This window comes from Bradyrhizobium sp. LLZ17, from assembly GCF_041200145.1.
In the GTDB taxonomy this organism is placed as follows: domain Bacteria; phylum Pseudomonadota; class Alphaproteobacteria; order Rhizobiales; family Xanthobacteraceae; genus Bradyrhizobium.
This window is the reverse complement of record NZ_CP165734.1, coordinates 2,634,600-2,654,801: the sequence shown is the minus strand read 5'-3', so window position 1 is coordinate 2,654,801 and position 20,202 is coordinate 2,634,600. Positions and strand designations below refer to the sequence as shown.

General features: G+C 62.9%; 13 protein-coding genes and 3 pseudogenes. 10 read left to right on the top strand and 6 right to left on the bottom strand.

The genetic code is table 11. The features are described 5' to 3' along the window. Positions 1–52: 52 nt before the first annotated feature. Positions 53–241: a hypothetical protein gene (locus AB8Z38_RS13070; RefSeq protein WP_369725563.1), complete on the bottom strand. Its 189-nt coding sequence runs from the start codon at positions 239–241 to the stop codon at positions 53–55. A 22-nt stretch (positions 242–263) separates the two neighbouring features. After that, on the bottom strand, positions 264–956 hold the full coding sequence (locus tag AB8Z38_RS13065; RefSeq protein ID WP_369725562.1) for a heme-binding protein: 693 nt from the start codon (positions 954–956) through the stop codon (positions 264–266). A gap of 804 nt (positions 957–1,760) precedes the next feature. Here AB8Z38_RS13065 and AB8Z38_RS13060 point away from each other — a divergent pair. Beyond that, entirely contained in the window at positions 1,761–2,966 is a 1,206-nt protein-coding gene (locus tag AB8Z38_RS13060; RefSeq protein ID WP_369725561.1) for an acyltransferase family protein, read from the top strand. 84 nt (positions 2,967–3,050) lie between these two features. Here the strand turns inward: AB8Z38_RS13060 and AB8Z38_RS13055 are convergent, their stop codons facing one another. Together AB8Z38_RS13055 and AB8Z38_RS13050 are read right to left on the bottom strand one after the other, a co-directional pair. Further along, positions 3,051–4,550 (bottom strand): hypothetical protein, encoded by a 1,500-nt coding sequence (locus AB8Z38_RS13055; protein WP_369725560.1) that lies wholly within the window; start codon positions 4,548–4,550, stop codon positions 3,051–3,053. Between the two features lie 243 nt (positions 4,551–4,793). Further along, entirely contained in the window at positions 4,794–5,537 is a 744-nt protein-coding gene (locus AB8Z38_RS13050) for an SDR family NAD(P)-dependent oxidoreductase (RefSeq protein WP_369726484.1), read from the bottom strand. A gap of 140 nt (positions 5,538–5,677) precedes the next feature. On the opposite strand from AB8Z38_RS13050, the gene AB8Z38_RS13045 reads away from it, so the two are divergent. From AB8Z38_RS13045 to AB8Z38_RS13025, 5 genes and pseudogenes are all read left to right on the top strand, one after another. After that, complete coding sequence (locus AB8Z38_RS13045) at positions 5,678–6,448, top strand: methyltransferase domain-containing protein (RefSeq protein WP_369725559.1); 771 nt, start codon at positions 5,678–5,680, stop codon at positions 6,446–6,448. Between the two features lie 199 nt (positions 6,449–6,647). Next, entirely contained in the window at positions 6,648–7,649 is a 1,002-nt protein-coding gene (locus AB8Z38_RS13040) for a DctP family TRAP transporter solute-binding subunit (protein ID WP_369725558.1), read from the top strand. A gap of 67 nt (positions 7,650–7,716) precedes the next feature. Further along, positions 7,717–8,253: pseudogene (locus tag AB8Z38_RS13035) on the top strand (TRAP transporter small permease); the annotation flags it as partial. Between the two features lie 243 nt (positions 8,254–8,496). Beyond that, on the top strand, positions 8,497–9,780 hold the full coding sequence (locus AB8Z38_RS13030; RefSeq protein ID WP_369726483.1) for a TRAP transporter large permease: 1,284 nt from the start codon (positions 8,497–8,499) through the stop codon (positions 9,778–9,780). A 218-nt stretch (positions 9,781–9,998) separates the two neighbouring features. Next, a pseudogene (locus tag AB8Z38_RS13025) lies at positions 9,999–11,965 on the top strand (alkyl/aryl-sulfatase). Positions 11,966–12,126: 161 nt separating this feature from the next. Here the strand turns inward: AB8Z38_RS13025 and AB8Z38_RS13020 are convergent. Next, a complete protein-coding gene (locus AB8Z38_RS13020; RefSeq protein ID WP_369725557.1) occupies positions 12,127–13,197 on the bottom strand; it encodes a glycosyltransferase family 4 protein in 1,071 nt (356 codons plus the stop codon). Positions 13,198–13,480: 283 nt separating this feature from the next. Here AB8Z38_RS13020 and AB8Z38_RS13015 point away from each other — a divergent pair, with 283 nt between their 5' ends. The 4 genes from AB8Z38_RS13015 to AB8Z38_RS13000 are packed head-to-tail and all read left to right on the top strand — an operon-like array spanning position 13,481 to position 19,371. Then, the gene (locus AB8Z38_RS13015; RefSeq protein ID WP_369725556.1) at positions 13,481–15,244 is read left to right on the top strand and encodes an ABC transporter ATP-binding protein; all 1,764 of its coding nucleotides are present in this window, start codon (positions 13,481–13,483) and stop codon (positions 15,242–15,244) included. A 59-nt stretch (positions 15,245–15,303) separates the two neighbouring features. Further along, positions 15,304–17,508 carry a glycogen debranching N-terminal domain-containing protein gene (locus tag AB8Z38_RS13010; RefSeq protein WP_369725555.1) on the top strand — a complete coding sequence of 735 codons (2,205 nt, stop codon included), beginning with the start codon at positions 15,304–15,306 and terminating at the stop codon, positions 17,506–17,508. A gap of 22 nt (positions 17,509–17,530) precedes the next feature. Beyond that, a complete protein-coding gene (locus AB8Z38_RS13005; protein ID WP_369725554.1) occupies positions 17,531–18,052 on the top strand; it encodes a PRC-barrel domain-containing protein in 522 nt (173 codons plus the stop codon). A gap of 23 nt (positions 18,053–18,075) precedes the next feature. Then, entirely contained in the window at positions 18,076–19,371 is a 1,296-nt protein-coding gene (locus AB8Z38_RS13000) for an MFS transporter (RefSeq protein WP_369725553.1), read from the top strand. A gap of 64 nt (positions 19,372–19,435) precedes the next feature. Here the strand turns inward: AB8Z38_RS13000 and AB8Z38_RS12995 are convergent. Next, positions 19,436–20,135: pseudogene (locus tag AB8Z38_RS12995) on the bottom strand (helix-turn-helix domain-containing protein). Between the last annotated feature and the right edge of the window lie 67 nt (positions 20,136–20,202).

Genomic DNA, 20,202 nt, shown 5'->3' with positions numbered 1-20,202 from the left:
TCGGAAAAGGCGCCCGGAGAACGACGCGTCGCGTTTCTCCGGGCGATGACTGTCACTTGACGGGTGGAAGGCCGGATACCGCAGCGGGCAACGGATTGTTCAGGCACTTGGGGTGGCCGAATCCGCTGACGCTTTGACCGACGCCGCCCTGTCCGTTCGGCGCCTGACCCGTGCCGCCGGTACCGTCTCCGTTCGCGGCAATGTCGAAAATGATGTTGTCGGGATGGCTTGCATCGGCCACGCCCCCGACCCCCTGGAGTTCGTCAGAATCCAAGGGCATGGCGGGTTCGCCACGCCACCATGTGGTCGGTGCAGGACGTATCGCCGCTGACGCCGACAGCGCCCACGCGCTGCCCGGCCTTGTAGAGCGCGAGCCCGCCGCCGAACACGTTCACGCCACCGACGCGCTTGCCGACCATCGGGTCCGCGGTCGTGCCGAAGGCCTGGCTGTTGACCGGTGCCGGATTGAAATTGGCCTGCGTGACGCCGCTAAAGCCGGGGTGATTGCCATACGCAACCTCGGTGTCGACCGGATTGCTGTGCTGGAGGCCGTAGAGGCTGCCGCCGGGTTGAACGGCCGAGAACAGATTGGCCGTCGACAAAGCAAGGCCGGTCGGAAACGCACTTCCGGCGGGAGTCGCGTTGTGACCGAGGCTGAAATCATTGGCCGTGTTGGCTTTCTGCGCCGAAATCACGCGGCTGCCCAGCCATTGCGACGTGAACTGGCTGCCCGAGAATGCGACGGCGCAAACCGTGCCGTCCCGGTCGACGATCGTGCCCCACATGTTGAAACCAAGTCCGCCATTCGCGCCGCCTGTGGGCGTGATGGCACCGACCAGCGCCGAACGAAGCTGCGACAGATTGGGCAGCGAGCCGCAGTCTGCGAGAGCGGGACCGGCAACAAGCGTGAGGACGGCACTGAGGGAATATGAAAGCGCGCGCGGCTGGATTTTCATTGATTGCTCCTCTGCGTGATGAAATGCATGGGACGAGCGGATGATGCGGAGCAAGCCCGCATCTATTTTGGTCTGAAAGAGTTCGGTGAGGTTCACGCCCAGATCGAATTCAGAGCGTCAGCAACCCTTACGTGAGACTTGCTGAAACAGTTTTGCCATGTGACGGGGTACCGTTGCGCGATCAGGATTTTGCAAGTGAACGAATTCTTGCGTTTCTTGCGCCCGTTGCAGATCGCGTTGATCGGACGCGGTTGTTGTCACACGTGTCCCGAGCTTTCCGTGATCGCGCCGCTTCTGAAGCTGCACATGGTGCGCGGGCCTTATGCCGAAACTCTCAATTCTGCATAGAGGCTGCTGGCGCCCTGATTGGCGCAGATGCAGCCGTGTCTCTAGGTCCTCTACGGGAGCGCTGCTGAGCTATGAAGGCTTTCCGCGCAAAGCCAGCTTTTTTGACTCAAGGCAGACGCTAAAGCCTCTTAGGCGACGGCTACAAGTCGTTTTCCGGCTAGCTCGCTGCTGCGGTTCCACATTGGAACGGCGGCCAACGACATTAGGAACAAATTCTTCACCAAGAGAACCGATAGTGCGAGATCGCATGATGCAACCATTGGTAATCATGATAAAAGCCCAAGACGCGGCGCGAAATAGCGTGTCTGCGGTTGAAATTGGAATTTGAAATGTTCGGTGCGTCGATCTGCGCGCGGGCCATGGGGGCGCTCCCCGCATTGGAACGTCGGAAAATGTGCAGATCGTGGGTTCAAGTGTACTCGCAACACCTCACGCGCCCCGTCAGCGGACCGAGACGTGCTGCTGGTTGACCGCCGCTTTGGCGCGCGGTTTCGCGGTACTGCTTTGAGAAGCACGACCGTGTTCAGCCTAGCAGATCAGCTTGTTCTTTCGCGAAATCGTCCCGCAGGTTTCGACTATATGCGAATTGCGCTGGCGGCTGCGATTATCTGCCTGCACGGCGCGAACGTAACGCTCGGGCTCGAGCGGGCCATGGAGATCGTGGGCCAGTTTCGCATGGTGAATGCCATGCTTCTTGCGCTGTTCTTCGCCCTGAGCGGATTTCTGGTGACAGCCAGCTTGTTGAGGTGCAAGAGCCTGATTTCATTTATCGGCCTGCGCGTGCTTCGCATTGTGCCGGCGCTGATGGTCGAGACCACACTGTCGGCCATCATCATTGGCCCGATCTTCACCGCGACACCCTTGACCCGGTATTTCGCGGACTCGAAATTCCGTGCCTATTTTCTCAACATCGTCGGCGACGTCCACTTTGAACTTCCGGGCGTATTTCTGAACAACCCGGCGCCCGGCGTGGTGAATGCCCAGCTTTGGACGGTGCCGTATGAGCTGTGGTGCTACGCCATCCTGGCGTTTCTTGCCGCGGCCACGATTTGCTTCAACAGGGTGCTCTATTTGGGCTTTCTGGTGCTCGCCCAGATCGGGCTCGTCTGCTACGACATCTATCATAGCGACGAGCTGTTGATTCACCTTCGGCCGCACCTTCTGGTGTTCTGCTTCCTTTTGGGCGTCGGCTTCTATCTCTGGCGCGACAAGGTGCCGTTCAACCGGGCGACGTGCCTGTTCGCAGTTGTGCTTTGTGCTGCCGGCATGGCCGGCGGACGCGGCGACGCGCTGTTTGCCGTACCTGCCGCCTATGTCGCGTGCTATCTGGGCCTGATGAATCCGCGGCGACGCTGGATCGTGTCGTCCGGCGACTACTCCTATGGAATGTATCTCTATGGGTTCGTCGTCCAGCAGTGCGTGGCAGCGTTCGGCCCATCGACTCAGGACTGGTATGTGAACGTCCTGATCAGCCTCCCGGTTGCCTTTGGGGTCGCTGTTGCCTCCTGGCACCTCGTCGAGAAACATGCAATTCGGCTCAGAGACCAACTCGAACGATTTGAGGCGGCGGTTCTTTCGCGGATTTCGATGATCGGGTTTTCGCGGAGGTCACCGCGACCCGTCGAATTAGACACGACGGTTGGCGGCAGCGCATCAGCTTAACGGCATTAGCCTCAAGAAAAGAGCTTGGCGAATGTCGGGCCTCGCTCAAGTGCGGGAAGGCCAGATCGCAAAACCGCTCGGGCACTATGAGCTTGGGCTTGCAAGCCCTCGATGCGGCCGGTTCAGCTCGTAGAGGTGATAGATGAGCGCTGCAGGCGTATTCGGCGACGCATGTCCCGCATAGACCTCACGCGCCGTCCACCCTTCACTGCGAAGCCCCTCAACGAGACGGAATCTCTCGTCCCAATCCTGGAGCACCAGCAGGTATTGCGGCTGGAATGTTTCCGCGATCTCTGCGACCGCTCTGGATCGTTGCAGGCCGACGCTCGGATAAGTCGCTCGCTTGTGAAAATCCATTGCGGCGGGCGTCTTGAGACCTACCAAATCGACCAGCGCAGCATGTCCGGCGTAGGCGATGTAGCCGGCGTCGTGAACCATGACCATTGGCCGGTCCGTCAAATTCGCGTTCATCCATCTCACCACATCGGCAAGGCTTTCCTGGAAGCCGCCGATATGGGTTCTGTAGTCCTCGAGTTGCGCCACAAATCCCAGCGGCATGAACAGAATCGAAATCGCGACTATGCAAAGTGTTGGCTTGCGAAACGCCGAAGAGAGCCCACACGCAACGCCAAACAGGACGATCGGTGCAAGAATATAGAAATAGCGTCCGCCATTGTGCAGCAGCCCGCTCGGAAATCTCCAGAAGTAGGCGCCAAGGAAGACGACGACAAACAACGCAAGCATGCGTCCAACCGCGGCCGGCCGCACGAAACGGAGACACAGGAACAGAGGAAAACTGATCAGGGCGGCTCGAGAAACCGCTAAAAGCATCAACAACGATTTATCTGACCAACCTGCGTAGCGTTCGGCGAAGAAGTACATCTTCGCGCTGACGGTGTTGGGTACCAATGAGCCGGTGTCGATCCAATACCAGAGCAGGAAGGGCACGGCACTCAAGGCTGCCACCGCAGCAGCGGCAATTTTGAAGCCGATGGCAGCATCCTTTTCCCAGAACACGATGAACATGGAGGCGGCCGAAAGGAAGCTGAGTTCCGGCCGAACAAACGGCGTGACGCCGCATAGCGCCGGAAGCCAGAAGGTGCGCCGTTTGTCTGTCAGGAGCTTGATGTCCCACGCCACCGCGGCCATTGCCAGTCCGGTGTCCATCCCGTTCAAGACCTGAAACAACGTGCCAGCGAAGATAAGGCTGCCTAACGCAATCAGCGCCGCTTCCAGCCGAGGACATCCCATGTTGAGGCAGACGTAGAAGACGCCGAGCACATAGGCGACGCCACTGAGAGAGCTGAGAACATATAACGCGGCAGTGTCGGGATAGACCAGTTGCTCAAAAGCCAGAAGCAGTGCGAGATGCACGCCGCTCGTCGCCCCAACAAGAGCCGGCACACCCTCATAATTCTCGTCTCGGCCGAGACGCAGAACATGAGCGTTGTGCAGGTTGATGAAGGCATCGTCGGTCGGAAAGGCCGCGCCTCCGTTCACGCAGTAGACGATCGCAAAGACGGCGACGGTGACGAGTGCCAAGGCTCCAGCATCGGTCCAGCGGCTCCTCAGTTCGCTCGTCATATGTCAGCCGACCCCGTCTCCCGCCGTGGTTGCCTACAATCTAAGGTGAAACATTGTGTTAACACACTACCGTTCTTTAGGTGGTGAGCCCGCAAAAATGACGGCGTCTGCTTGGGCGCTGGCCGGCGTATCCGGCACGTTGTGCCCCATCGCCGACACGCCAGCGCGAACTGACGCCGTCCGCAGCCGGGACCAGAGCCGACATGGCCAGTCCATGCGAACCGATCGGCTGCGGCAGCCGCGCTAGAACTGATACCGCCGCAAGCCGCCATCCACCGGGATCACCGTGCCCGTGATGTAGCGCGCCACCGGTGAGGCCAGAAACACCGCGAGTGCTGCCAGATCCTCCGGCTCGCCCCAATAGCCGACCGGGATCTCCTCTTCGGCAAAGCGCTCGCGATAGTCCGGCGGATAGTTGCGGCGAATCTGCTCGCTCATAATGCGGCCGGGCGGGATGCAGTTGACGGTGATGCCGTGCTCCCCGATCTCGCGCGACAGGCCCTTGGCCCAGGCGTGCACGGCAGCCTTGGCCGCGAATGCGGCGTTGAGGCCTTCCGGCTCGGACTTGCCGGTGATGTTGACGATACGGCCCCATTTGCGTGCGATCATTTGAGGCAACAGCGCATGCGCGATGCGGCGGTAGCTCGTGAAGTTCAGCGCGATCGCGTCCTCCCATTGGCTGTCGGGCGCATCAACCGGCAGCGGCCGGCTGCCGCCGGCATTATTGATGAGAATGTCGACATGGCCGAGCTCCCCGAGTGCGAAGGCCGCGATCCTTTCCGCCGCGTCCTTGGCCATCACGTCTTGCGCGAACGGTGTGATCAACCCGCCGCCGATGTCCTGCGCCAGCTCTACGAGCAGGTCGGTTCGCCGTGCCACGCCCACCACGCGGACGCCTTCGGCAGCCAAGCCCTTGGCGATGGCGCGGCCGATGCCGATGCTGGCTCCGGTAACGACAGCGGTTTTCGATTTGAGCCCGAGGTCCATGGTCACACGCTCTCTTGGTTGGTTCTTATTGCCGTTCGTTTCCTGCCCTGTCCGTGCCGGGTTGATTTGCCCGACCGGGACGAGCAGTGGTAACCAAGAGAGACAGTGAAGGAAACACCAAAAAGAAAAGGCGCCAGCCGATGGTCTGGGATCCGCAGCAATATCTCAAATTCTCCGGCCACCGACTCCGGCCCGCAGTCGACCTGTTGATGCGGATTCCGGATTTTGCCCCGCGTGAGATAGCCGATCTTGGCGCCGGTGCCGGCAACGTCACGAAACTGATCAAGGAGCGCTGGCCGGATGCCACGGTGACCGGCGTCGAGGGCTCGGCCGAGATGGTAGCCGCGGGCCGGAAGGCGGCGCCGGACGTGCAATGGTCACATGAGGACCTGGGCCACTGGCATCCCGCCGGGCAATACGATTTGATTTACTCCAATGCCGCACTGCACTGGCTGCCCAATCACGCGGCACTGTTTCCATCGGTGATGGCAAAGGTCGCGCCCGGCGGCGTGCTCGCGGTGCAGATGCCGCGCAACTTCCTGGCCCCTTCGCATGTGCTGATCGGCGAGACTGCGCTGAACGGCCCCTGGCGGTCCAAGGTCGAACATCTCGTCACCCCGCCGCCGGTCGAAGCGCCGGCGTTCTATCACGACCTGCTTTTGCCCTTGTCGCAGAACATCGACATCTGGGAGACCGAATATCTCCAGGTGCTCGAAGGTGAGAACCCGGTGAAAGAATGGACCAAGGGCACCTGGCTGACGCGCTATCTCGACGTGCTCGAGGGCAATGAGAGGATTGCTTTCGAAGCCGCTTACGGCGAGCGGGTCGCAAAAGCCTATCCGAAGAATGCGGCGGGACAGACGCTGTTCCCGTTCCGGCGGCTGTTCATCGTCGCGCAACGCAAAGGTTAATTGCGCCGCCGCAATGCGACATAAGCGCTCGCTTCCTCGGGCCGGAGCGGGCGCCGGGTTGCGTATCCAACAGCGATCAAGCTAGCCTAGCTGCGGCAAATTGGGCTTAGGTCTAGTTGTTCGGTTGGTCGATTGCTGCCACTACTGAAATCGGAAAACAAAAAGAACCCGGTTTTGGAGGTTGTTGGGAGGTTACTTCATGCGCAAGCTGCTTCTTGCAGTCGCGGCCACGGCTATTCTCGTGGCTGCGCCTGCCGTCCAGGCCCAGAGCCCGATCATCATCAAGTTCAGCCACGTCGTCGCCAATGACACGCCGAAAGGCAAGGGCGCGCTCAAGTTCAAGGAACTCGCCGAGAAGTATACCGACGGCAAGGTCAAGATCGAAGTCTATCCGAACTCCTCGCTCTACAAGGACAAGGAGGAGATCGAGGCGCTGCAGCTCGGCTCGGTGCAGATGCTCGCGCCCTCGACCGCGAAGTTCGCGCCGCTCGGCATCAAGGAGTTCGAGGCGCTCGACTTGCCCTGGCTGTTCAAGGACGAAGAGACCTATTCGAATGCGATGAAGGGCACGGTCGGCAAATGGCTGTTCCAGAAGTTGGAGGCCAAGGGCATCACCGGGCTCGCTTACTGGGACAACGGCTTCCACATGGTGTCGTCGAACCGCTCCCTGGCGAAGCCGGAGGATTTCAAGGGCCTGAAATTCCGTATCTCCGGATCGAAGATCGCCGACCAGTATTTCCGCATCCTCGGCGCGATCCCGCAGATCATGGCGTTCTCCGAAGTCTACCAGGCGCTGCAGACCGGTGTGGTCGACGGCTGCGAGAACACGGCCTCGAACTACTGGACGCAGAAGTTCTACGAGGTGCAGAAGGACATCACCGTGTCCTATCACGCGCATCTGCAATATGCGGTGATCGTCAACTCGAAATTCTGGTCCGGCCTGCCGCCGGACATCCGCGCCCAGCTCGACAAGGCCATGGCGGAGGCGACCGAGTACACCAACTCGATCGCGCGCCAGGAGAACGACGAGGCGCTGGCCGAGATCAAGAAGACGGGCAAGACCACGCTGCATTATCTGACTGACGCCGATCGCAAGGCGTGGCAGGAAGCGATGCAGCCGACTTACAAATGGGCCAAGGGCCGGGTCGGGCAGGAAGTGCTCGATCTTCTTGCCAAGGAACTCGACGTCAAGATGAATTGACGCGCGTTCCGGGGAGACAACAACGCAAACGGTCGGGAGTGAATGCTCCCGGCCGTTTCGCATCGATATGGGGGACTTGATCTTGCTTCGCGTGCTCAATCGTGCGCTCAACCATCTGGAAGAATGGCTGATCGCGGCGCTCATCGCGGCTGCAACCGGCCTGATCTTCATCGCCGTGGTGCACCGCTACGGCGCCGGCGAATCGATCGTCTTCTCGCGATGGGCCGCGGCGCACGGGCTGACCTGGCTCGCCACGCTGTCGATGGCGGTGTTCACCTTCCTGTCCGAGCTGGATCTCTCCTGGGCGCAGGAGCTCTGCATCTACATGTTCATCTGGATGGCGAAGTTCGGCGCGGCCTATGGCGTGCGCACCGGCATCCATGTCGGAGTCGATCTCCTCGTCAACCGCCTGCCCGAACATTCGCGCAAGCAGGTGATCCTGTTCTCGCTGCTCTGCGGCGCGCTGTTCACCGGCATGATCGCCGCCTTCGGCGTCTCCTTCGTGCGCGAGATGTTCCACACGGGACAGCAGTCCAACGATTTGGAAGCACCGATGTGGTTCGTCTATCTGGCGATCCCGCTCGGCTCGGGGCTGATGTGCTTCCGCTTCCTTCAGGTCTCCTGGTTCTATTTCTGGACCGGCGAGCTGCCGCATCATGACGAGACCCGTGTCGAGGGCGTGGAGACCGATATTTCGCCCGCGCTGCATCCGCAGCCGGCGGGTGCCGCGACGAGGGCGGCCGCGCGAAAAGTCTCGCCGCTCGGCGTCATCCTGATCCTGGCGCCGATCCTGATCTTTGCGATGTGCCTGGCCGAGAAATCGGGCGTGGTCGTGCTGCCGCACTGGCTGCGCGCGGTCACGGTGTTCGCGTTATTGATCGCGCTGATGCTGACCGGCATCCCGGTCTCGATCGCGCTCGGTCTCACCGTGATGACCTTCCTGTTCACGCTGACGACGGTGCCGATCGAAGCGGTCTCGATGAAGCTGTTCACGGGCATCGAGGGCTTCGAGATCATGGCGATCCCGTTCTTCATCCTCGCCGGCAATTTCCTCACCCATGGCGGCGTCGCGCGACGCATGATCAATTTCGCGACCTCGTTGATCGGGCACTGGCACGGCGGCCTCGGGCTCGCCGGCATCGTCGCCTGCGCGATGTTCGCGCTGGTCTGTGGCTCCAGCGTTGCGACAGTGGCGGCGATCGGCGCCATCGTGCTGCCCGAGATGGTCCGTCACGGCTATCCGATGCGCTTCGGCGCCGGCATCATCACGGTGGCGGGGTCGCTCGGTATCCTGATGCTGCCGTCGATTCCGAAGATCGTCTACGCGGTCTCGACGAACACCTCGATCGGCGCGCTGTTCGTCGCGGGCCTCTTGCCCGGCATGCTGCTGACAACCATGCTCTGCATCGTGACCTGGTGGCTGGCACGCAAGCGCGACTATCCGCGGATGCCGAAGGCGAGCTGGGGCGAGACGCTGCACGCCTTCCGCGAGAGCATCTGGGGATTGATGCTCGTCGTCATCATCATCGGCGGCATCTACAGCGGCCTGTTCACCGCCACCGAGGCGGCCGCCATGGCTGCGGTCTACTCCTTCATCATCGCCGTGTTCGTCTACAAGGCGATCAAGATGGTGGACGTGCCGCGGGTACTGCTGCGTGCCGCCAACACCAGCGCGATGCTGCTCTACATCGTCACCAACGCGGTGCTGTTCTCCTTCGTGCTCTCCAACGAGAACCTGCCGGCGACGCTCGCCGACTGGATCGCGGCGCAGAATCTCGGCTGGGTCGGCTTCCTGCTGGTGGTCAACGTGTTGCTGCTGCTCGCCGGCAACTTCATGGAGCCGAACTCGATTATTCTGATCATGGCCCCGATCCTGGCGCCGGCGGCCAAGAAGCTCGGCATCGACCTCGTGCATTTCGGCATCGTGATGGACGTCAACATGGAGGTCGGCCTCTGCCATCCGCCTGTCGGCTTGAACCTCTATGTGGCCTCCATGATCGCGCGGATGCGCATCACTGATCTGGCCGGCGCTGTGATGCCGTGGCTGCTGACGATGCTCGGCTTCCTCGTCATCGTGACCTATTGGCCGGATCTGACGCTATGGCTGCCGCGGGTGCTTGGGATGCATTGAAGGAGCCGCGTATGCGGTGCACCCTCGCCCCTTGTGGGAGAGGGTGGCTTCGCGACAGCGAAGCCGGGTGAGGGGTCTCTATCCTCACGAACAGCCTTGCGAGTGGAGACATACCCCCTCATCCGGCGCTTCGCGCCACCTTCTCCCACAAGGGGAGAAGGGAAGATAGCGCCTGTGCTCTTCGCTTCGCCCTCCTCGCGATGGCAATCACCCGCAAGATGCGGTTAGATGCCTGCAAAGGCCGGGAGGAAACAATCGTGACAGAGACCAGCAGCAAGCCGAAGGACGCGACGCCGTCCGTGATTGCGCAGCAAACGGCGATGTTGAACGCGTTGCCGTTTTCCGATGCGCGGGATTTCGACGATGCCGCGCGCGGCTTTCTCGGCACCATCGACAACGCGAAGATCGCCAATCCGCAGGGGCGCACGGTGTGGAGCCTCGAGCCGTACGGCTTCCTCGCGACCGAGCATTCACCGCCGACGGTCAATCCCAGCCTGTGGCGCCAGTCGCGCCTCAACATGCATCACGGCCTGTTCGAGGTCGTGCCGGGCGTCTATCAGGTGCGCGGGCTCGACATTGCCAACATGACGCTGATCGAGAGCGACAGCGGCGTCATCGTGGTCGACACCCTGACCTCGATCGAAGGCGCGAGCGCCGCACTTGATCTCTACTACAAGCATCGCGGCACCCGGCCGGTCGCGGCTGTGATCTTCACACACACTCATACCGATCACTGGGGCGGTGCGCGCGGGGTGCTGGCGGAGGATGCGCTGGCGACGGACCGGGTGCCGATCATCGCGCCCAACCTGTTCATGGAGCACGCGGTCTCCGAGAACATCATCGCGGGGCCGGCGATGCTGCGCCGCGCGCAATATCAATTCGGTCCGTTCCTCGCCAAGGGCGTGCGCGGGCAGGTCGATTGCGGCCTCGGCAAGTCGATGGCGGCGGGCTCGGTCGCGCTGCTGCGGCCGACCGACCTGATCATGGCGACCGGCGACAAGCGCGTGATCGACGGCGTCGAATTCCAATTCCAGATGGCGCCGAACAGCGAGGCGCCGGCGGAGATGCACTTCTTCATCCCGCGCTACAAGCTGTTGAACCTCGCGGAAAACTGCACCCATAATTTCCACAATCTGCTGCCGTTCCGCGGCGCCGATGTGCGCGACGCGCTGGCCTGGTCGAAATACCTGAATGAGGCGCTGCTGCTCTGGGACGGCCAGGCGGAGGCGATGTGCGGCCAGCATCACTGGCCGGTGTGGGGCCGCGAGCGCATCGGCAGCATGATCCGGCAGCAGCGCGATCTCTACAAATTCGCGCACGACCAGACCATTCGCCTGATGAACCACGGCCTCACCGCGGCCGAGATTGCCGAGACGATCCAGCTGCCGAAGAGCCTGGAGGGGCCTGGCACGGCCGCGGCTATTACGGCCACATCCGGCACAATGTGAAAGCGATCTACCAGAAGTACCTGGGATGGTACGACGCCAACCCGGTCAATCTCGATCCGCTGCCACCGGTGGAGTCCGGCAAAAAGTATGTCGAGTATATGGGCGGCGCGGATGCCATCCTTGCTCGCGCGCGGAAGGATTTTGACAAGGGCGAATTCCGCTTCGTGGCGCAGGCGCTGGGCCATCTGGTCTTTGCCGAGCCGGACAATGCGGCGGCGCGCGCGCTATTGGCTGATACGCTGGAGCAACTCGGCTATACCGCCGAGAGCGCGACCTGGCGCAATGCCTATCTGTTCGGCGCGCAGGAATTGCGCGAGGGCATGCCGAAGGCGGCGCCGCGCCCGCCGATGCCGCGCGAGACGCTCGCGGCACTGCGCACCGGGCAGCTGTGGGACGTGCTCGGCATCCGTCTCAACGGCCCCAAGGCCGAGGGCAAGCACATCGTCCTGAACTGGAGCTTCTCCGATACCGGCGAGAGCTTCGTGCTCAATTTGGAGAACTCGGCGTTGACCTATAGCGAAGGCGTGCAGGCGGAAAATGCCGATGCCAGCTTCACGCTGGCGCGGTCGACGCTCGACGAGGTGATCGCGAAGCTGACGAGCTTTCCGGAAGCCGTTGCCGCCGGCAAGGTCAAGCTCGCCGGAAACCCGATGCGGCTCGCCGAACTGATGGGCCTGATGGACGAATTCCCGCGCATGTTCGAGATCGTTGAGCCGAAGCGGGCCGTGGTGGTGTAGGCGCTGTCGCAAAATTCAGTGTCGTCCCGGCGAAGGCCGGGACCCATAACCCCAGGGAGAGGTCGTAGGGCGAGACTGGTCACTCCGAGTTTTCGCCAAACGGCGTCCTGTGGTTATGGGTCACGGATCTGCGCTTCGCTTGTCCGGGACGACAGCGACGGTTACTCCGCGCTGCTCACCAGCTTGATCCGCGGCGCCTGGGCCTCGGTCAGGCTGCGATACGCCGCCAGATAATCCAGCGCCATCCGGCGCGCCGTGAAGCGCGACTCGAACTGCCTGCGGATCGCGGCGCGGTCCAGTTGCGGAAGGCGCTTGACGACGCCCACCGCGCTCATGACGTCCTCGACCACGAAGCCGGTGAGCCCCTCGTCGATGATCTCCGGCACCGAGCCGCGGTTGAAGGCAACGACCGGCGTGCCGCAGGCCATGGCCTCGATCATCACCAGGCCGAACGGTTCCGGCCAGTCGATCGGCAGCAGCAGCCCGAGCGCGCCGCTCAGGAATTCCGACTTCTCGTGATCGCTGATCTCGCCGATGAATTCCACCAGCGGATTATTCTCGATCATCGGGCGGATCAGCTCGTCATAATAGTCCTGATCGGCGCGATCGACCTTGGCCGCGATCTTCAGCGGAATGCCGGATTGGAGCGCGATCTTGATGGCGCGGTCGACGCCCTTTTCCGGCGCGATGCGGCCCAGCACGGCGAGATATTCCTGCTTCACAGGCTTCGGCGTCAAGAGCTTCTCCGGCAATCCGTGGTGAATGGTCCTGATCCAATTGGCCTGCGGCACCGGCCGACGCTGCGCGTTGGAAATCGAGATCACCGGGACCTTCGAGAAATTGTGGAACACGGGCTGGTGCTCGGGCAGGTCGAGCCGGCCGTGCAGTGTGGTCAGGAACGGCGTCGGCTGCCGGTAGAATAGCGACCAAGGATAATAGTCCAGATGGAAGTGGAGGAAGTCGAACTCCTCGTCGTCACATTTCTGCCGTACCCGCTCCAGCATCACCATGTGGAGCGCATTGGCGTCGCGCACGGAACCGTCGAGGCGGAGCGCCGTCGGCCAGGGTGCATCGAGTTTCGCGGAGGTTTGCGAATCGCCGCTTGCGAACAGCGTCACGTCGTGCCCCAGGGCAACCAGCTCTTCCGTCAACCAGTGCACCACCCGTTCGGTGCCGCCATAAAGCTTGGGTGGAACAGCCTCCGTCAACGGAGCTACCTGCGCGATGCGCATCTCACCATCTCCTCTGCGATCATGAACGTTGAAACCCCCGCCGTGTCGGGCACCGGCATGCCAATCAGGGAACGTTTACGCAGTTGCGAAGTTCCTCTCCACGAACGTTACTTCTTCGACACAGTGCAGCGTCGTCGCGATGATGCCATCTCCCGCTCTCAGATCGTCCGCATCCGCGTGTCGTGATGGCTTTGCCCGGGAACCGAGGCGAAGCGGTCGATGTTCAATCGACCAGTAAGAAAATTCGACATCATTTTCGATGTCATAACGGGGTCGCAGCCATATGGATCATCTCTCTGGATACGCACGCCGGCCATTGGCCTTTGTGTTGCGCTATCTCCGGCACCGCCTCGCGTCGCATCTCGTGATCCTGACGGCTGTGGTTGCAGCGGTTGCCTGTTCGGTGGGCACGCAGTACGGCGTCAAATCCTTGGTCGACAGTTTGTCAGCCGGGGCCTCGCATGGCGGAAGCGTATGGCTGTCATTCATTTTCCTCATGTCGCTCATCGCCGCCGACAATTTCCTGTGGCGGATCGCAAGCTGGACCGCGAGCTTCACCTTCGTCCGCGTCACCGGCGATCTGCGCCGTGACATTTTTCGTCATCTGACCGGGCACGCGCCGAGCTATTTCTCGGACCGCATGCCTGGCATGCTGACCAGCCGCATTACCGCCACATCGAACGCCGTGTTCACCGTCGAGAACATGGTGGTATGGAATGTGCTGCCGCCGTGCATCGCCACATTTGCGGCCATCGCCCTGATTGGAACCGTCAGTCCTTATATGGCGCTCGGGCTGATCGTGATCGCCGGAGGGATGGTAGTCGCGATGTTCCGCCTTGCCGCGGCCGGCAAGCCGCTCCACGACGATTTTGCCGACAAGGCGGCCGTTGTCGACGGCGAGATGATCGACGTCATCAGCAACATGCCGCTGGTCCGCGCGTTTTGCGGCATCGGCCACGAGCACGAGCGCTTCGACGCCACCGTCAATCGGGAAGTGACCGCGCGCGGGCGCAGCCTGCGTTACCTGGAGAAGCTGCGGCTCTTTCACGCCGGCGTGACCGTGGTTCTGACGATCGCCTTGATGGCGTGGGCGATCTCGCTGTGGCAGGACGGCGAGGCGACCACCGGCGATGTCGTCCTGGTCTGCACGCTCGGCCTCTCTATCCTCAGTGCCACCCGTGATCTCGCGGTCGCCCTGGTCGACGTCACCCAGCACGTCGCCCGGCTGACCGAAGCCATCGCAACGCTGCTGGTGCCGCACGAGTTGCGCGATCACCCCGCGGCCGAGCCGCTGGTGAAGAGCGGCGCCGCGATTGTGTTCAACAATGTCACCTTCGGCTATCCCGCCGGCGAGAAGATCTTTGAGCGGTTCAGTCTGCGCCTCCAGCCCGGCCAGCGCGTTGGCCTGGTCGGTCAGTCCGGCGGCGGCAAGTCGACGTTGTTCACGCTGCTGCAGCGCTTCTACGATACCGACGAGGGCAGCATCACCATCGACGGGCAAGACATTTCCAAGGTGACGCAGCAGAGCCTGCGCGAGGCCATCTCGGTCGTGCCGCAGGATATTTCGCTATTCCACCGTTCCATTCGCGAGAACATCCGCTACGGCCGGCCCAATGCGACCGACGACGAGGTGTTGCGCGCCGCGATCGCGGCCCGCTGCGATTTCATCGACAGCCTGCCGGAAGGTCTCGATACCATGGTCGGCGACCGCGGCGTCAAGCTGTCGGGCGGCCAGCGCCAGCGCATTGCGATCGCGCGCGCATTCGTGAAGGATGCGCCGATCCTGCTGCTGGACGAGGCGACTGCTGCGCTCGATAGTGAATCTGAAGAGGCGATTCGCGAGGCGCTGTCGCGGCTGATGCGCGGCCGCACCGTCATCGCGATTGCCCATCGCCTGGCAACGCTGCGCAATTTCGACCGGGTCATCGTGCTGAAGGCCGGCAAAATCATCGAGGATGGCGCGCCCGACCGCCTGATGCAGGGCCACGGTCCCTACCGCGAGCTGGTGACGCAGGAAATGAGCCGGCTCTCGAAGTTCGCCGCGTAATCCGACATCTGCGTTTGCGTTGGTGGCGTTTCGAAACACAGGCCGCAGGGGAGCAGCCGATGGCAGCTGAGGTCGTATCCAAGTTCGTCTCCGTGACGCGGACCGCGGAACAGGTCGCGGAGCAGCCGTTCTATATTTCGATGACGGGGCCCTCGGCACGGCCGCGGCGCTCGCTCAAGCACGACGACACCTTCATCGTGCTCGACAGCCACGGCGACATCGGCGCGTCCGCCGGCGGTCCCGACGGCTTGTTCCACCACGATACGCGCTATCTCGCGCGGCTCGAGCTCGTGCTCAACGATCTCCAGCCGCTGCTGCTCGGCTCGAATCTGCGCGACGACAATTCCGCCCTGACGGTCGATCTCACCAACCCCGACATTTACCGCGACGGAAGCCTCGTGCTGCAAAAGGATCTGCTGCACATCGTGCGCACGATCTTTCTGTGGCGCGGCTCCGCCTATCAGCGCATCGGCGTGCAGAACCATGGCGACCGCCGCGCCAGCTTCGAATTGACATTGCTGTTCGACAATGACTTCGCCGATCTGTTTGAAGTCCGCGGCGAGCGGCGCGAGCGCCGCGGCACCGGCGCGAGCCGTCTGCTGGGGCCGACCGACGTGTTGTTCGACTATCGCGGCCTCGACGATGTCGAGCGCACCACGGGGCTGCATTTCGATCCGCGTCCGTCGCGGCTGTCGGTCAACGCGGCCACGTGGCAGCTCGAGCTCGATCCGCATCAGTCGAAGTCGGTGTTCGTCGCCGCATCCTGCAACCGGCCGCTGACGCAGAAGCCGGCGCGGTTTTTCCAGGGCCTGCTCGCCCATCGCCGCGAGATGCGTCAGTCAACCATGGGTGCCGCCAGCATCGAGACTTCCAATAACATCTTCAACGAGGTGCTGTGCCAGGCGATGGCCGACCTCAACATGCTGATGACGCAGACGCCGCAGGGGCGCTACCCCTATGCCGGCATTCCCTGGTATTCGACGACGTTCGGCCGCGACGGCCTGATCACCGCGCTGCAGATGCTGTGGGTCGACCCGCGGGTGGCGAAGGGCGTGCTGCGCCGGCTTGCGCATTTCCAGGCCAGGGCGGTCGACCCGCTCGCGGACGCAGCGCCCGGCAAGATCCTGCACGAGATGCGCGGCGGCGAGATGGCGGCACTGCGCGAGGTGCCGTTCTCGCAATATTACGGCAGCGTGGATTCGACTGCATTGTTCGTCCTGCTCGCCGGCCGCTATTTCGAACGCACCGGCGACGAGAAGACCTTGGCCGAGCTGTGGCCTGCGATCGAGGCGGGGCTTGCCTGGATCGACGGTCCGGGCGACCCTGATCAGGACGGCTTTGTCGAATATCAGCGCGCGACGGAAAAGGGGCTCGCCAACCAGGGCTGGAAGGATTCCTACGACGCGATCTTCCATGCCGATGGCCAGCTCGCGGAAGGCAATATCGCGCTTGCTGAAGTCCAGGGCTACGTCTATGCCGCCAAGCAGCTCGCCGCCCGCTGCGCGCTGCGGCTCGGGAAACCGGACCGCGCCGCGAAACTCGAGGCGGAAGCCAAGGCGCTGGCCGAGCGCTTCGAGAAAGCGTTCTGGTGCGAGGAGCTCGGCATCTATGCGCTCGCGCTGGATGGCAGGAAGCAACCTTGCAAAGTGCGGACGTCGAATGCCGGGCAGGTGCTGTTCAGCGGCATGATCCGCGAGGATCGCGCACGCCTGGTCGCCGCCGAGCTGATGCGGCCGCACTTCTTTTCCGGTTGGGGCATCCGCACGGTTGCGCAAGGCGAGGTGCGCTACAATCCGATGTCCTATCACGACGGCTCGATCTGGCCGCACGACAACGCGCTGATCGTGCTCGGATTTGCGCGTTACGGGCTCAAGCATTCGGTGGCGCACATCTTCAAGGGCCTGTTCGATGCGGCGGCCTATATGGATTTGCGTCGATTGCCGGAGTTGTTTTGTGGCTTCCGGCGCGAGAAGCGGCGCGGACCGACGCTCTATCCGGTCGCCTGCGCGCCGCAGGCCTGGGCCAGCGCGACGCCGTTCACGCTGCTCGAGGCAGCGCTCGGCATCGAGTTCGATGCCGCCCGCAGCGAGATCCGGCTGCGCAATCCTCATCTGCCGGTGTTTTTGAACGAGGTCATCCTGCGCGACCTGCGCTTGGGCGATTCCAGCGTCGACCTGCGCATCAGCCGGCACGGCGACGACGTGGCGCTGGAGGTGCTGCGTACACGCGGTCAGATCCAGGTGTCGATCGTGCTGGCGCGATAGCGAGGCGCCGCAAGGAGGGTGCATGCGTCCGATCGGTTGGTTGGTTTTGGGTATCGCGATCGTCGCGGGTTTGACGGTCGTGGTGTCGCGCGCCGCCGAGCCGCAGGGCAAGGCACCAAGCGAGACCAGCGCGCCCTCGGCGGCGCAGCCGCCGGCCTCGGTGGTGCCGGTCACGCCGAAGGATGCAGCGCCGCCGCCGTCGGTGACGATCATCGGCGCAAGCGACGCGCATGGTGTGCTTGGCCGTGAGGTGCTCAGCTCGGCGAACGAAAATATGGGTCGCATCGTGGATGTCATCGTCGATCGGAACGGGCACGTGCGAGCCGCCGTGATCGATTTCGGCGGCTTCCTCGGCGTCGGCAGCCGCAAGATCGTCGTCGACTGGAACGCACTGCGTTTCGGCAAGATCGTCAACAAGAAGGACAGCATCACGCTGGAACTGACCAAGGCGCAGGTCGCGGCCGCGCCTGAATACAAGGAAGATGCCCCGATGGTCGTGCTCGGCGCGTCCGGCAGCTTGCAACCCCTGCAAGCGGTTCAGTGAGGCTTGGGAAGGAATGGCCGCCGGTGCTGTTGTCGAGCAAGCCGAACCATTCAGCCGGCGATCGTGACCGCCACGTCAAGCAAGACAACGTTGCCGGCCTGCAATCCGTCGCGGCCATTCCGGCACCGTCGCGCCGCAGCCTGCGCGGCCTCGACTGGTTCATCTTCTTTCTCGCCGACGTGCAGACCGGATTCGGTCCCTTCATCGCGGTCTATCTGACGACACAGAAATGGACCCAGGTCGAGATCGGCCTGGTGCTGTCGATCGGCGGCATCGTCGCCCTGATCGGCCAAATGCCGGGCGGCGCGATCATCGACGCCGCGCGATCCGAACGTCTGGTGGCCGGGCTTGCGATCGTCACCATCGGCTGCTGCGCGCTCGCTTATGCCGCGCTGCCGATCTTTCCCGTGGTGGTCGCTGCGGCGACGCTGCATGCGGCGGCAAGCTGCGTGCTGGGGCCGGCGATCGCGGCGATCAGCCTCGGTCTCGTCGGCCCGTTCGCGATCGGCGAGCGCCTTGGGCGCAACGCCCGCTTCGCGTCGCTCGGCAATGGCGTTGCCGCCGCGGTGATGGGCACCGCCGGTTATCTCCTGTCGAGCCGCTCGGTGTTCCTCGTTACCTTCCTGCTCGCGATCCCGACCCTGATCGCGCTGTCGCGCATCCGCGAGGAGGAGGTCGACATCGCGCGCTGTCACGGCGAGATGCCCCGCGAGGCGGACGTGCAGGGCGACACCAATGTCTGGCACCTGCTCCGGCAACGGCCGCTCATCGTGTTCGCATTCAGCGTGCTGCTGCTGCAGCTTGCAAATGCCGCCATGATGCCGCTGATGGCGAGCGCGGTTACGGCGCGCTCGAGCCAATGGGCGACAGTCCTCGTCGCTTTCTGCATCGTCGTGCCGCAGGCGATCGTGGCGCTCTTATCGCCAACCGTCGGGCGCAAGGCGCAGCTCTGGGGCCGCCGCCCGCTGCTGTTGATCGGGTTCGGTGCGCTGATGATTCGCGGCCTGCTGTTCGCAACCGTACGCGATCCCTATCTGCTCGTGCTGGTGCAGGCATTCGACGGGCTCACTGCGGCGGTGTTTGCGGTGATGATCCCGCTGATCGTGGCCGACGTCGCCTTCGGCAGCGGCCATTTCAATCTGGCCCAGGGCATCGTCGGCACCGCGACCGGCATTGGCGCTGCGCTGAGCACGTCGCTCGGGGGCTATGTCAGCGACAAGTTCGGCAATGCCACCGCTTTCGTGGGGCTGGCGAGCGTCGGTGCGGCAGGTTTTCTGCTGATCCTGCTGGTGATGCCGGAGACCCGGCGCACGGCTTGAGTGCGCAAATGAAATGCCGGCCGAAACGGGTTCGGCCGGCCAGAGTGAGGTGGGGAGGATAAAATCAGGCGTCGAGATTGTGCAGGCGGGCCCGGTTGCGCAGGACGATCTGGCGGGCGCCCGAGAAGCCCAGAGTGCCCTGGGCGTGAAGCTGCGACAACGCGCGCGACACGGTTTCCAGCGTGAGGCCGAGATAGTCGCCGATGTCACGCCGGCACATCGGCAGCGCCATCATGCCGGCAACCGCAAGGCGGCGATCCATTTCGAGCAGGAAGGTCGCAACGCGCTCCATCGCCGTCTTGCGTCCGAGCAGCAACATATGATCTTCGGCATGACGCAACTCGCCCGCCGTCATCGCCCACAGCTTGCGGGCGACCTGGACGTCGGTGCCGGCAGCCTTTTTCGAGGCTGGCGCGCTTCACGAGGCGCACGCTGGTGTCGATGATTGCTTCGGCGGCGAGGCGGTGGGTGGGGCCGGATTCGAGGCCGAACACGTCGCCGGGAAGATGAAAGGAGCCGATCTGGCGGCGGCCGTCGGACAGAAGCTTGTAGCTGCGGACTGCGCCGGTGACGACCTGGTAGACATATTCGGCCGGCTCGTCCTCGCCGTAGATCTCTTCTTCCTTGCGGTAGGAAAATTCGGTGGCGACAAGGCCGACATGGCCCGTGATCGCGCCGAATTGGTCGGAGACGGGGCGAGGAGGAGCAATCTTGCCACCGATCTGGGTATTGATCGCCTGGGTGTTGAGTGTCTGGGTCAGCATCTGCGCCATCTCCGTTGTGATGGTGCATTGGTACGCGGGATCGTCCGGTCCGGAAATTTCGCGCGAT